General features: G+C 65.8%; 10 protein-coding genes. 4 read left to right on the top strand and 6 right to left on the bottom strand.

The window, feature by feature from the left end; all coding sequences use genetic code 11:
* Positions 1-55 precede the first annotated feature (55 nt).
* The 3 genes from IG178_RS26065 to IG178_RS00225 all read right to left on the bottom strand — a co-directional run bounded on the left by IG178_RS26065 (position 56) and on the right by IG178_RS00225 (position 2,801).
* Entirely contained in the window at positions 56-1,804 is a 1,749-nt protein-coding gene (locus IG178_RS26065) for an ATP-binding cassette domain-containing protein (RefSeq protein WP_193210471.1), read from the bottom strand.
* An 89-nt stretch (positions 1,805-1,893) separates the two neighbouring features.
* On the bottom strand, positions 1,894-2,289 hold the full coding sequence (locus tag IG178_RS00230; RefSeq protein WP_193210470.1) for a hypothetical protein: 396 nt from the start codon (positions 2,287-2,289) through the stop codon (positions 1,894-1,896).
* Positions 2,290-2,342: 53 nt separating this feature from the next.
* Complete coding sequence (locus IG178_RS00225) at positions 2,343-2,801, bottom strand: iron-sulfur cluster assembly scaffold protein (RefSeq protein ID WP_193210469.1); 459 nt, start codon at positions 2,799-2,801, stop codon at positions 2,343-2,345.
* Positions 2,802-2,918: 117 nt separating this feature from the next.
* Between IG178_RS00225 and IG178_RS00220 the strand changes: the two genes are divergently transcribed.
* Genes IG178_RS00220 through folD form a run of 3 tightly spaced genes read left to right on the top strand, consistent with a single transcriptional unit; the run spans position 2,919 to position 5,961 of the window.
* Positions 2,919-4,412 carry an FGGY family carbohydrate kinase gene (locus IG178_RS00220; RefSeq protein ID WP_193210468.1) on the top strand — a complete coding sequence of 498 codons (1,494 nt, stop codon included), beginning with the start codon at positions 2,919-2,921 and terminating at the stop codon, positions 4,410-4,412.
* Positions 4,412-5,092, top strand: coding sequence for a lysophospholipid acyltransferase family protein (locus IG178_RS00215; RefSeq protein WP_193210467.1), 681 nt, complete (start codon positions 4,412-4,414; stop codon positions 5,090-5,092). The genes IG178_RS00220 and IG178_RS00215 overlap by 1 nt, the downstream gene beginning before the upstream one ends.
* Positions 5,089-5,961, top strand: coding sequence for a bifunctional methylenetetrahydrofolate dehydrogenase/methenyltetrahydrofolate cyclohydrolase FolD (gene folD, locus IG178_RS00210; protein WP_193210466.1), 873 nt, complete (start codon positions 5,089-5,091; stop codon positions 5,959-5,961). Before IG178_RS00215 ends, folD begins: the two co-directional genes overlap by 4 nt.
* A gap of 9 nt (positions 5,962-5,970) precedes the next feature.
* Here the strand turns inward: folD and IG178_RS00205 are convergent, their stop codons facing one another.
* Positions 5,971-6,903, bottom strand: a complete 933-nt coding sequence (locus IG178_RS00205) for a type I phosphomannose isomerase catalytic subunit (RefSeq protein WP_343225898.1) — start codon at positions 6,901-6,903, stop codon at positions 5,971-5,973.
* A 157-nt stretch (positions 6,904-7,060) separates the two neighbouring features.
* Between IG178_RS00205 and IG178_RS00200 the strand changes: the two genes are divergently transcribed.
* A complete protein-coding gene (locus tag IG178_RS00200; RefSeq protein WP_193210465.1) occupies positions 7,061-9,508 on the top strand; it encodes a DNA translocase FtsK in 2,448 nt (815 codons plus the stop codon).
* A gap of 16 nt (positions 9,509-9,524) precedes the next feature.
* Here IG178_RS00200 and IG178_RS00195 read toward each other — a convergent pair whose 3' ends face one another.
* Both IG178_RS00195 and gyrA read right to left on the bottom strand, forming a co-directional pair.
* Positions 9,525-10,223, bottom strand: a complete 699-nt coding sequence (locus IG178_RS00195) for a hypothetical protein (RefSeq protein ID WP_193210464.1) — start codon at positions 10,221-10,223, stop codon at positions 9,525-9,527.
* A complete protein-coding gene (gene gyrA, locus IG178_RS00190; RefSeq protein ID WP_193210463.1) occupies positions 10,220-12,838 on the bottom strand; it encodes a DNA gyrase subunit A in 2,619 nt (872 codons plus the stop codon). Before gyrA ends, IG178_RS00195 begins: the two co-directional genes overlap by 4 nt.
* Positions 12,839-12,859 lie beyond the last annotated feature (21 nt).

The raw sequence follows: 12,859 nt of genomic DNA, 5'->3' as shown, positions 1-12,859 counted from the left end.
GCCGCTTCGCGTGGAACTTTCCACGGAATGCCCGCCAGTTCACGCCTTTTTCTCGCTAGTCCCATTGGTGCCGGCGGGTCCCGATCCAGGCTGCCATCAGGCCGACGCCGACGTGGAAGACCAAGGTGTAAATACATGCTTCGCGGCTCGACAACGAGGTCGAGATGACCGACTTGACCGCATCCAGCACCTTCGGTTCCAAGGCGCTGACACTACCGGCCCAGGCCCAATAGGCGGAAATGAACGGCCGGGTGAACACCTCGACGCTGGCCGGCAGGGCCAGCACCGCGCCCGAAAGGGGCAACTGGAAACCCACCAGGTAGATCGACAGCAGCGAGGCCTGCTCGGCCGTGCGCATCATCGCGGAGATCCCGAGGCAGACCGCGGTCATCGCCCCGTTCACCAGCAGCAGGAAGATGATGTGGCTTTCAAAGCCGCCCCCGGCCCCGCGGAAGGGCGCGAAGAGGTTGACGAAAACCGCCATCCACAGCGACTGGGCCAGCACCAGGCAGGCCAGGAAGGTCACCTTGCTCGCCAGGTAGGCAGTCGGCCGCACGCCGCCGAACTTCTCCTTCTCGAAAATCGGCCGCTCGCCGGCGATCTCCCGGGCGGAATTGTTCGACGCCATCAGCGACAGCAGGATCACCTGGAACATGATGATCCCGGAGATGGCCGACCCGACCGTCACCTGGTCGCGCCGGACCGTCTGCAGCTCCTGCACTTCCTCCAGCCCGCCCTGCCGCGTGTCCGACAAGTTGGCGATCTGTCCCATTGCGTTGTCCTTGAACAGGGTCACCAGGACCGGGAAGCAGAGCAGGATTGCGAGCTGCAGGAACACCTGCCCGCGGTCGCGGAAGAAGATCTTCCAACGCCTCGCCAAGAGCGTGGTGAACTGGGTGAAGAACCCCGGGGTGCGGATTTTTTCCGGCTCCGGCTCGTCCGGGTCCCCGCCCGCTTGCTTTGGCGGCAGGTGCAGGCCGCCGCTTTCGATCAGCTTGGTGCGGTCGCGGTCGAGCTTCGTGTAGTACGGCTCGCGGTGCTTCATCCACGAGCTCTGCCACCGTTCCGAGGTCTGGGTCGCGAGCTTCGGGTAGACCTCCTCGGTGTCGTGGACCGAGAAGTAGTGGTTCAACTGCTCCGGCGGCCCGTGATAGGCCACCCGGCCCTCGTGGAGGACGAGGATGGAATCGTAAAGCTCGAGGTGGGCCAGCGAGTGGGTCACCGAAAGGACGATCCGCCCGTCGTGGCGGGACAAGTCATGGAGGAGGCGGACGATCTCCCGCTCCGACCGCGGGTCGAGGCCACTGGTCACCTCGTCGCAAAGCAGCAGCTTTGGGTCCGACACCAGCTCCATCGCCAGTCCCAGACGGCGCTTCTGGCCGCCGGAAAGCACCTTGACGTGACGGTCCGCGATCGCCGTCAGCCCGACTTCCTCAAGCACCCGGTCGATCCGCCGGTCGAGTTCTTCCATGTCGCGCACCTTCACCCGCAGGCGGGTCGCGGCTTCCACCGACTCATCGACCGTCAGCGGGTCGTAGGCGACCGAGAACTGCGGCACGTAGCCGATCTCCGAAGGATCGAGGTCCCCCTCCTCGGAAAGGTTCCGTCCTTCCCAAAACAACGCACCGCCCGACTCCGGGTTCAGGCCGGCGATGGTCTTGAGAAGGGTGGTCTTGCCGCAGCCCGAGGGACCGACGATCGCCATGAAATGCCCGCGTGGGACCTTGATGTTGACCTTGTCGACGAGGTTGACGGCCTCGCCGTCCTTTTGAATGGTGAAACAGACGTCCTGGAGTTCGAGCACGATGTGGTAAGGAAATTCTAATGGCTACGGACCAAAGCGGTGAATTCCTGCGGCGGCGAGAAAGAAAGGTCGCCGGGACCTGCGGGATCTCACGAGAGGTGATCCTCGAACGGCGCGGTGTAGAGCGTCCAGTGAAGTAGCAGCAGCAAGCCCAGCACGAACAGGGCAACCGCCACACAGGCCAGATAGCCTTGGACCGGGCCGCTCACCTGGATTGCGGGGATCAGCGGCGCGGCAAGCAACAGCGCGCTCGCCAGATACCCCGCCCCGATAGGCAGAATTGCCAGCTTCCGCGCGAAGCGGTAGCCGAGCAGGATCCCGATCCCGGCCGGCAGCAGCGCGAAACCCGCCGCCAGGAACCCGGCGAGCAAGCGTCCCGGGAGTTGGCCGCCCGCGCCGCCGAGCAGGCTGCCCGCAAGCAGGAACCCGAAGGCAAATCCCGCCAGGCACATGAGCACGCCGATGATGATCACTCGCTTCGACACGCGACCGAGCATGCCGCCACCCTGCGGGAAAGTCTCCCCGAATCTGTGCCCCCTCAGTCCAGCGGGACGATCCGGATCTTCCCCGCCGGTGGCTTCATGGCATCCGACAGGGTCGGCCCGGCGGCCTTCGGGGCCTTCGCGGGCGTCTGGTCGAGAGCGTTCTTCAAGGCGCCTTCCACCAACTGCCCGCAATGGATCTTCATCGGCGGCAAGGCCCCGAGATCGCCGGTCAGCTCGTTGGCCGAGAGATCACGCGCCTCCTCGGCCGTCTTGCCCTTCAGCAGCTCGGTCGCCATCGAGGCCACCGCGATGGCGGTCTGGCAGCCGAACGACTGGAACGACGCGCGGTCGATCACCCGCTTGCCGTCCTTCTCCGTGAACTTCAGCCACATCCTCAGCATGTCGCCGCAATCGGGCGAACCCACGGTGCCGACGGCGTCGGCGTCCGGGATCTCACCCTGGTTTTTCGGTGCGGCCAATGCCTCGCGGACCTTTTCTTCGAAATCGCTCACCCCGGGACGATGTGACAGCCTGCGGAGGATTCAAGCCCGGGCTTGCCAAGCCGTGGAACGGCGGAAAGTCTAACGCAGCCCGACGAAGCTCCTCGCGCCGCCCTGTCGTCTCCTCGCATGCAATTTCTCGGAATCGAAATCGGCCATGCGGCGACCCGCGTGGTTGCCTTGGATCTCGAAGCCGCCCGTGTCGCGGCCGAGGCCACGGCGGCCCATGGCTGGGTCGAGGGCCTCCCCGACGGCCACCGCGAACAGGATCCGGCGGCCTGGATATCGGCCGTGGACCAGGCCATGCGGCAATGTCTCGCCGACCTCGGCGACGCCCGCGGCGGGGTCGCCGGCATCGGCATCACCGCCCCGTCCGGCGGCATGGTGGTGCTCGACGAAAGCAACCGCATCATCCGCCCGGCCAAGCTCGGTGTCGACCGCTCGGCGCAGAAGCAGGCCGACGAGATCGCCCGCGCCTTCGGCGGTGCCCCGGGACTGATCGAACTCGCGGGCAATCCCGTCGAGGCCGGATCCCTGGCCGCGCAATGCCTGTGGCTCAAACAGCACGAGCCGTATCACTTCCAGCGCGCCGCGCGGCTGATGACCCCGCAGGATTTCATCGGCTACTGGCTGACCGGCGAATCCGGCATCGAGGCGGGATCCGCCGCGACCACCGGCTTGTTCGACGTGCCGCAGCGTCAATGGTGTGGCGAACTCCTCGATTTCATCGACTCCCGCCTGCCCGAAATGCTTCCGGCCGGCATCTCGCCCTCGCAGCCCCGCGGCCAGCTGCGGCCCGCCCTGTGTTCCGCCTGGGGTCTCCCGGCGTCGGTCATCGTCGCGCCCGGTTCGGGAGCCGCCGCCCTCGCTGCCCTGTCGGTGGGAGCCGCGGCCGACGGCGCCGTGGTCGCCGACCTTTCCGCCGACGGCTCGCTGACCGCCATTTCGGATCGTCCCGCCGTCGACTTCCGCGGCGAAGCCACCACCCTCTGCGACGCCTCGGGCCGCTGGCTGTCGCGGCTGGGCATGTCGAATGCCGTGGCGGCCCTCGAACTGGTCCGGCGCCACTACGGCTGGTCCGGCGCCGAGTTCGAAAACGCGCTCGGAGCCGCCGCGGCCGGAGCCGACGGCTTACTATTCCTGCCGTATTTGCGCGGCGAATCGACCCCGCGCCTGCCGGACGCCTCCGGCGTGTTGCACGGTCTGACGCTCGACAATTTCACGCCCGGCAACCTCGCCCGGGCCGCCGCCGAAGGCCTCGCCCTCGGCTTCGGCTACGCGTTCAGCCGCCTCGGCGACCTCGGTTTCGAACCGCAGGGCGTGCGGGTCACCCGCGATGCCGGCCCCGCCTTCCAGCAATTGCTTGCCGATGTCTTCGGCGTCCCGGTGGTCGCGGTCGCCGGCACCGGCGGGCCCTTGCTCGGCGCCGCGATGCAGGCGGCGGTGGTGTACTTCCGGCTCAACGGCGAGACTCTCGGCTTCGACGAGATCGCGGGTTACGTCGTTACCGCCGACGAATCCACCCGCCGCGAGCCCGACCCCGAAAAGCACGAGTTCTACGGAAGCTTGCTGGCCCGACAGCAATACCTCGTCGAGACCCTCCACTCCGGTGGATTCCTGTAATGGCCGGCGATCGCAGTGAAATCCGCGAAAGCGGCAAGGCTTCCTTTCTCGGCACCCTGGCCGGGCGCCTGATGCGGGCCTACTGCGCGACCTTGCGCTTCGAGATCGTCGACCGATGCGGGATCACCCGGCCCGGGGGGATCGCGACCCCGGTCATCTATTGCCTTTGGCACAACCGCATCTTCACCATGCCCGCCGCCTGGAAGAAGGCCTGCGGGAGCCATCGCCGGGCCGTCGTCATGACCAGTGCCAGCCACGACGGAGCGGCCCTTGCCCGGGCCGTCGGCGTGTTCGGGATCGGCGCGGTGCGGGGCTCCAGTTCGCGCCGCGGCGTGGCCGCGCTGGTCGGGATGCGCAAGGCCCTGCGCGAGGGACTGGACGCCTGCATCACCCCGGATGGCCCGCGCGGGCCGCGCCACGTCCTGCAGTCCGGAATCGTGAAACTGGCCGAAACCAGCGGCGCGCCCTTGATCCCCCTCCACGTGGAGATCCCGGACCGCTGGGAGCTGAAGACCTGGGACCGCTTCGCCATTCCCAAGCCTTGCAGCCGGGTCCGCGTCATTTTCGACGAGGCGCTTGCGGTGCCGGCGGGGCTTTCCGAAGATGACTTCGAAACCTGGCGGCGGCGCATCGAGGAGACGATGCTGGCCGGCGCGGACCCACCCGACAATCCACGATGACTTCCGTAATTGATGGCAAAGCCGTGGCAGCCTCCGTGCTCGAGGAATGCCGTGCCGAAACCGCCGAACTCAAAGCCCGCGGCATCACCCCCGGCCTGGCCGTCGTGCTGGTCGGCGAAGATCCCGCCTCGAAGGTCTATGTCGGCTCGAAAGCCCGCACCTGCGGCGACCTCGGCATCTATTCACGCAAGATCGAGCTGCCCGCCACCACCACCCAGGAGGAGCTCATCGCCGTGGTCGAGGAACTCAACGCCGACCCCGCCATCCACGGCATCCTGGTGCAGAGCCCGCCGCCGAAACACATCGACGAGGAAGCGGTGGTGCGCGCCATCGACCCGCGCAAGGACGTCGACGGCTTTCATCCGGAGAACGTCGCCAAGCTCGCCCTGGAAGACAATACCGGGTTCGTCCCCTGCACCCCGGCCGGCTGCATGCGCCTCCTCGCCGCCGCCGGCGTGAAAACCGCCGGCGCGGAAGCCGTGGTCATCGGCCGCAGCATGATCGTCGGCAAGCCGATGGCCCTGTTGCTCATGGCCAAAGGCTCGGATGCAACGGTCACCGTCGCCCACTCCCGCAGCCGCGATCTGCCGGCCATCTGCCGCCGTGCCGACATCATCGTCGCCGCCGTCGGCCGCCCCGAAATGGTCAAGGCCGACTGGGTGAAGGACGGTGCGGTGGTGATCGATGTCGGCATCAACCGCGTCGACGACCCGACCACCAAGAAGGGCTACCGCCTGGTCGGCGACGTTGCCTACGACGAGGTCGCCCCGAAGTGCGCCGCCATCACCCCGGTCCCCGGAGGCGTCGGCCCGATGACCATCGCGCTGCTGATGAAGAACACGCTGCAAGCGGCGCGACAGCTTACCTGAGCGCACCTTCTACGGCAGCGTCGTCCTCAGCACCACGGAGTCGCGGCAAGCGATCAGATCCGCCCCGCCCGCAGGCAGCAGGAAAAAGTCTCCCTGCTTGAACACCCGTCCGCCGGAGCTCTGCACGCGCCCTTCCGCGACCGAGAAAATGCTGAATTTGCCGGCCTCCCGCAGCCCGAACAAGCCGCCATCGCCTACCACCAGCTTCTCCACCCGAAAGTAGTCGCATTCCGCGATCACCGGCCCGGACGGCCGGTCCATCGACGGCTCGAAGTCCTCGAAGTCGATGCTCGCCAGGGATTGCTCGACGTGGAGTTCCCGCGGCTGACCGTCCAACCCGACCCGGTTCCAATCGAACACCCGGTAAGTGGTGTCGCTGTTCTGCTGGATTTCGTGGATCAGGAATCCGGCACCAATGGCGTGCAGCCGGCCGGACGGGATGAAAATCGAATCGCCCGCGGCCGGTTCGATTTCGTGGACGCAATCCGCCACGGAGCCGTTGCCGATCGCCCGCTCGAAGTCGTCCCGGGTAACCCCGCTTTTCAAGCCCACGTGGAGCTTTGCCCCTTCGTCGGCCCCGGCGATGTACCACATTTCCGTCTTCGGCTCCCCGCCCAGGGCCTCGGCGAGGTGCACCGGCGGATGAACCTGGATCGACAGGTCGTCCCGGGCGTCGAGTATCTTGATCAAGATCGGGAACCGCTCGCCGGCCGTCGTGCCCGGCCCGAAAACCTCGTCGCGATGGCCAGACCAGAGTTCATGGAGGGTCTTGCCGGCAAAAACCCCGTCCCGGACCACCGACTGCTCGCCGGCCCGGTCGACGATCTCCCAGGATTCGCCGTAGGGAGCATCGTCCGGCAGGCACCTGCCATAGCATTGCTCCAACTCGCGGCCGCCCCAGACCCGCTGCATGTACAAGGGCTCGAATACAATCGGTTCCACGGCGCGGACCCTGCCGGAACCACGCCGGCACGAAAAGCCCCGCCTCGGTCAACCTGCGGCAGGGCAAAAACTAAGGTTTTCCGGAATTTTCAGCATCTGAAATCAATCTTGCCCCCGCCGCCCTTGGGGGGGATGCTCCCGCGGGGAGAAATCCGGAATGGCAAAAAGTGACAATCGCAAACGGGGAGAAGCATCCCAAGCACCCCGCTGGTCGAACGAGGTCGTCGGCATCGTCTTGATTTGCACCGGCTTGCTGGCGTTCCTCTCGGTGATTTCCTACACCCCGAAGGATCTCCCGACCTGGGGCGTCCTGGAGGCGTTCGCGGAACCGCGGGCCGCCGGCGAAGACCGCCACAACTTCATTGGCATCACCGGAGCCTTGCTCGGCTTCATCCAGTTGTCCCTCTTCGGCAAGGCCGGCTACATCGTGCCGGTCGCGCTGATCTGGTTCGGGGTCGCCAAGCTGGTCTTCGACGCCCGCCTGTGGCCGCGCACGGTGATCGGATTCTCCATCCTGACCCTCAGCGGGGCCGCTTTCATGCACGCTCTGAGCGGCATTCCCGGCGAGTTCACCGGCCCCGGCGGCGTCTTCGGCTACTTGCTCGGTGAGTTCCTCTTCCTCAAGCTGGTCGGCAAGGTCGGCTCGCTGATCCTGCTCGGCTCGACCTACCTGATCGCCCTGATCCTCCTCACCGGCCAGAAGCCGATCGGCTTCATCAAGGGTTGCTCCCAGCTGGTGTCCAACCTTGTCGCCGGCTTCCGCGAAAAGCGCCAGGAGTCCCAGCTCAAGGCCGCCAAGGAAGAGCTCCGCGCCGACGAGCGGGAACGCGACCGCGAGCGCCGCCGCAAGGAACGCGAAACCGCGAAAAACGCCGAAGCCCCGGCCGACCCGCAGCAGGAGCTGCCGCTGCGGGAAACCCCGGCCCCGCAGATCATCGACTCCTCCCAGCGCCGGGTCGAGGCACCGAAACCGGGCGACAAGCCCTTCGAGCGCAAATCCGCCGATCATCTCTCGCTTTCGACCGACGGCTTCGAGGACTACGACCTGCCCGGTTTCGATCTGCTCGACGCCATCGAGGAAGGCGACGCTCCGGAGGCCAACCGCGACGAGCTTCTGGCGGTCCAGAAGAACATCGTCGACACCCTGCGCGCCTTCGGGATCGAGGTCACCCCCGGCGACATCACCCGCGGACCGACCATCACCCGCTACGAGATCTACCCGTCCACCGGCCTGCGCGTGTCGCGCATTTCCCAGCTGGAGGCCGACCTCGCCCGTGCCACCTGCGCCGAGCGCATCAACATCCTCGCCCCCATCCCCGGCAAGGACACCGTCGGCATCGAGATCGCCAACTCGGAAAAGGTCGCCGTGCCGCTGCGCGAACTGTTGCAGGACCCGGAGTTCCGTTCGGCGAAGAAGAAAATCCCGCTCGCCCTCGGCAAGGACGTCTACGGCAAGACCGTCATCGGCGACCTCGCCGCCATGCCCCACCTGCTAGTCGCCGGTGCCACCGGTTCGGGCAAGTCGGTCTGCATCAACTCGATCATCGCCTCGATCCTCTTCAAGTTCGGACCCGACGAACTGCGCTTCATCATGGTGGACCCGAAGGTCGTCGAGATGCAGATGTACAACAAGCTGCCGCACCTCGTCGTCCCGGTCGTGACCGACCCCAAGAAGGTCGTCGCCGCGCTGAAGTGGGTGGTGAACGAAATGGAGAAGCGCTACCGCGTCTTCGCCAAGACCGGCGTGCGGAATTTCGACTCCTTCAACAAGCGTGTCCGCCCCGAGAAAGACGAGACTCCGGCGGAGGAAGCCGAGGAGGCCCCGCCGTGGAATGCCGACGAAGAGGTCGACATGGAATCGATCGAGTCAATCGCCGCCGCCCTTGAATCCGGCGAACTCGGCCCCGAGGCGGAGGAAGACGAGCTGCCGATCGAGGAGGACAAGATCCCCGACCGCTATCCGTACATCGTCGTGCTCATCGACGAGCTCGCCGACCTGATGCAGACCGCGCCGGCCGACGTCGAGATGTGCATCGCCCGCATCGCCCAGAAAGCCCGCGCCGCCGGCATCCACCTGATCATCGCGACCCAGACGCCGCGCGCCGACGTGGTCACCGGCATCATCAAGGCGAACATCCCCAGCCGCATCGCCTTCCAGGTCTCCTCCGCACTCGACTCCCGGGTCATCCTCGACACCAAGGGCGCCGACAAGCTGGTCGGCAAGGGTGACATGCTCTACCTGCCGCCCGGCTCCGCGAAGCTCGAACGCGCCCAGGGCGCCTTCGTTTCCGACGAGGAGGTCGAGCGCCTCGTCGACCACTGTTCCGCGCAGGCCGAGCCGAACTTCGAGGAAGACATCCAGCGCTCGATCGACAACGGCGGCGACGAGGGCGGCGAGGACGACGACATCTCCCCGGCCGACGAGGAACTGATCATGCGCTGCATCGAGGTCGCCCGTCAGGAGCAGAAGTGCAGCACTTCCCTGCTGCAGCGCCGGCTGCGCCTCGGCTATACCCGCGCCGCCCGCATGGTCGACATCCTCGAAGCCCGCGGCGTCGTGGGCCCTGGCGACGGCGCCAAGCCGCGTGAGGTGTTCCTAAAGTAGGAGCGCGAGCCTCACCTCAATTCGAGTGAGCCTCAGGATCCTCTTGTTGGATCTCCTCGGATGAATCATCCCCACCTACGACGATCATGAGTTCCTCGGGATCAACATTGCCGGATCGAACAACGATCGAGTAGCCAACCGCCACGGTGATCCAGGACACCATCGTCTTTTCTCCCTTCTCCTGAATCTCCACCTGCAAATCGGCCATTCTCCCTTCATTGGTGAATCGGAGAATTGTCACCTTGAGATTGAGATGTTCCCCCTGCCACTCCACGCCTGAATCACCCGCCCCCAGGATTCCGCTGATTCCATTCCCCTCACTTTCGACACGTTGAAGTATCGCAGCCGATGTCTCGCGATTCAAAAGGGCGGAGACCCCTGAAATGCCAGGGGGAAGCCCGCCCGGAATGTCCGGGAGTCCGAACGAGCCGCCGTCGATCCGCATCAAGCCGACTTCTCCGTTCCGCACTTCAAGCATGGATCGAATTCTCGCCGAGCCGGTGGACGCAGCCTCGCCCAGCTTCCGGCGCGACCGCGGTTCATCCTCCGACGGTCGGCCGGCATCCAACGGTTCCACTGTTGCCAAAGGAATCCCGCGAGCCCCTTGCATCATGGGGTCGAGGAACCCCTGCAGCCTGAGCAGGAACGCGACCAGCAAGACAAGCACGAGGCCCGTCAGAAGAATTCTCCATCCGGGCCTGCCGCGTTGGCTCATTCTGCAGGAGCTTCAGGAGCGTCAGCCGCTGCGCCCTCCTGCGCCTCACCATCTTCAGTTTCCGCTCCCGCGTCCTCCCCGTCCGGGATGAAGATCGAGATGTCCTGGAGCGTCTCGCCCTCTTTCAAGGTGAGCAGTTTCACGCCCTGGGCATTGCGGCCGGTTTCGCGGATGCCGTCCACCCGGATGCGGATGTTCTGTCCGGTCGAGGTCATCAACATCAGCTGGTCCTGCTCGGTCACCGTCACGGCGCCGACGACCGGCCCGGTCTTCTCGGTCACTTTCATGGTGATGATGCCTTTCCCGCCGCGGCTCTGCTTGCGGTACTCCTCGAAGGAAGTGCGCTTGCCGAGCCCGTTGTCGGAGGCGACCAGCAGCGTCGCGCCTTCGGTCACCAGGGCGAGGCCGACCACATAGTCCTCCTCGCGCGGGCGGATGCCCATCACGCCCATCGAGTTCCGGCCCATCGAACGGGTGTCGTCCTCGTGGAAGCGCAGGCTCAGGCCCTCGTGGGTGACCAGGATGATCTCGTCGGATCCCGAGGTCAGGCGCACGCCGATCAGCTCGTTGTCCTCTTCCAGGTTGATGGCAATGATGCCGTCCTTGCGGTAGTTGCGGAAGTCGTTGAGGGCGGTCTTCTTGACCTTGCCCGTGCGGGTCGCGAAGAACACGAAGCCGGCATCCTCGCGGAAGGTGACGTCGTTGCCGTCCTCGTCGACGGTGCGCTCGAGACGCAGCAACGCGGCGATCTTCTCGTCCGGCTTGAGGTTGAGCACGTTCTTGATGCTGCGCCCCATCGCCGTGCGGGAGCCTTCGGGCAATTCATAGACCCGCTCGACGTACATCCGTCCGGTGTTGGTGAAGAACAGCAGGTAGTCGTGCGCCTGGACGCTGAACATGTGCTCGACGAAGTCGTCGGGCTCGTCCTTGCCGGTCGAGCGCGTCTCCATGCCCTTGAGCCCCTTGCCGCCGCGGCCCTGCAGGCGGTACTCGTTGGCCGGGGTGCGCTTGATGTAGCCGCGGTGCGAAAGCGTCACGATCATCGCGTCGTTGGCGATGAGGTCCTCCATCGGGATCTCGCCGGCCTCGGCGAGGATCGGGCACTTCCGCGGCGTGGCGTGCTTGTCTTTGATCAGGCGCAGCTCGTCCTTGATGATGTTGAGCACGCGCTCCTCGCGGGCGAGGATGTCGAGCAGGTCCTTGATGTCGAGCAGCACGGCGTCGTACTCGCCCTTGACCTTGTCGCGCTCGAGCCCGGTGAGCTGATAGAGACGGAGCTCGAGGATCGCGTTGACCTGGCGCTCGCTGAAGACGTAGCGGTCGCCCTTCACCGCCGCCTGCGATCGGATCAGGATGCCGAGCCCTTCCGCCGTGGCGGTGGAGAACTCGTAGGCAGCCAGCCGCTCGCGGGCCTCGTCGCGGTTCTTCGAGTCGCGGATGATCTTGATGAAGTCATCGAGGTGGCCGAGCGCCAGCAGATAGGCCTCGAGCAGTTCGGCGCGCTCCTCGGCCTTGCCGAGCAGGTAGCGGGTGCGCCGCAGGACCACTTCGCGGCGGTGCTCGATGTAGGCGTCGATCGCCTCCTTTAGGGAAAGCTGCTTCGGGCGGTTCTTGTGGATCGCCAGCATGTTGACGCTGAAGGAAGTCTCCAGCGTGGTGAGCTTGAACAGCTGGTTGACCACCACCTGCGGCCGGGCGTCGCGCTTGAGCTCGATCTCGATGCGGGTCTCCTCGTCGGAGAGGTCACGCATCCCCGAGATCCCGGTGAGCGTCTTCTCGTTGACCAGTTCCGCGATGCGCTCCTGCAGCACCGCGCGGTTCACGCCGTAGGGCACCTCGCGGATGACAATGATGCTCTTGCCGTTCTCGTTCTCCTCGATCTCCACCTTGCCGCGAAGGCGCATCGAGCCGCGGCCGGTGCGGAAGTATTCCTCGATGCCACGGATGCCGCGGATCTCGCAGGATACCGGGAAGTCCGGGCCCTTGATGTGCTGCATCAGTTCCTCCAGCGTGATCTCGGAGTTGTCGATCTGGGCGCAGATGCCATCGATGACCTCGCCGAGGTTGTGCGGGGCCAGGTTGGTGGCCATGCCGACGGCAATGCCGGTGCCGCCGTTGACCAGGAAGTTCGGGAAGGCGGAAGGCAGCACGCTGGGCTCCTCCTGGGAACCGTCGTAGTTCGGCTGGAAGTCGACGGTGTCCTTGTCGAGGTCTTCCATCATCGCCATGCCGAGGTGATGGAGGCGGGCCTCGGTGTAACGCATCGACGCCGCGGCGTCGCCTTCGACCGAACCGAAGTTGCCCTGGCCGTCGACGAGCATTTCGCGCATCGACCAGGGCTGGCCCATGTTGACGAGGGTCGAGTAGATCGAAGAGTCGCCGTGGGGGTGGTAGTTACCCATCGTCTCACCGACGATCTTGGCGCACTTCACGTGGGCCTTGCCCGGGGTCACGCCGAGCTGGCGCATGGCGTAGAGGACGCGGCGCTGGGAGGGCTTGAGGCCGTCGCGCACATCGGGCAACGCGCGCGAGATGATGACCGACATCGAGTATTCCAGGAACGAGTTGGAAAGTTCCTCGGCGACGTTGATCGGCTTGATGAAGTCTTGGGACATGGGTTCGGGATCGGCCGGTGA

It is taken from the genome of Neoluteolibacter marinus, from assembly GCF_014904755.1.
GTDB classification, from domain to species: domain Bacteria; phylum Verrucomicrobiota; class Verrucomicrobiia; order Verrucomicrobiales; family Akkermansiaceae; genus Haloferula; species Haloferula marina.
This window is presented reverse-complemented; position numbering and strand designations above follow the sequence as displayed.

Coding starts and splice junctions, on each gene's coding strand:
- IG178_RS00220 (WP_193210468.1), top strand. CDS start 2,919: ATGCAATTTCTCGGAATCGAAATCGGCCATGCGGCGACCCGCGTGGTT.
- IG178_RS00215 (WP_193210467.1), top strand. CDS start 4,412: ATGGCCGGCGATCGCAGTGAAATCCGCGAAAGCGGCAAGGCTTCCTTT.
- folD (WP_193210466.1), top strand. CDS start 5,089: ATGACTTCCGTAATTGATGGCAAAGCCGTGGCAGCCTCCGTGCTCGAG.
- IG178_RS00195 (WP_193210464.1), bottom strand. CDS start 10,223: ATGAGCCAACGCGGCAGGCCCGGATGGAGAATTCTTCTGACGGGCCTC.
- gyrA (WP_193210463.1), bottom strand. CDS start 12,838: ATGTCCCAAGACTTCATCAAGCCGATCAACGTCGCCGAGGAACTTTCC.
- IG178_RS00200 (WP_193210465.1), top strand. CDS start 7,061: ATGGCAAAAAGTGACAATCGCAAACGGGGAGAAGCATCCCAAGCACCC.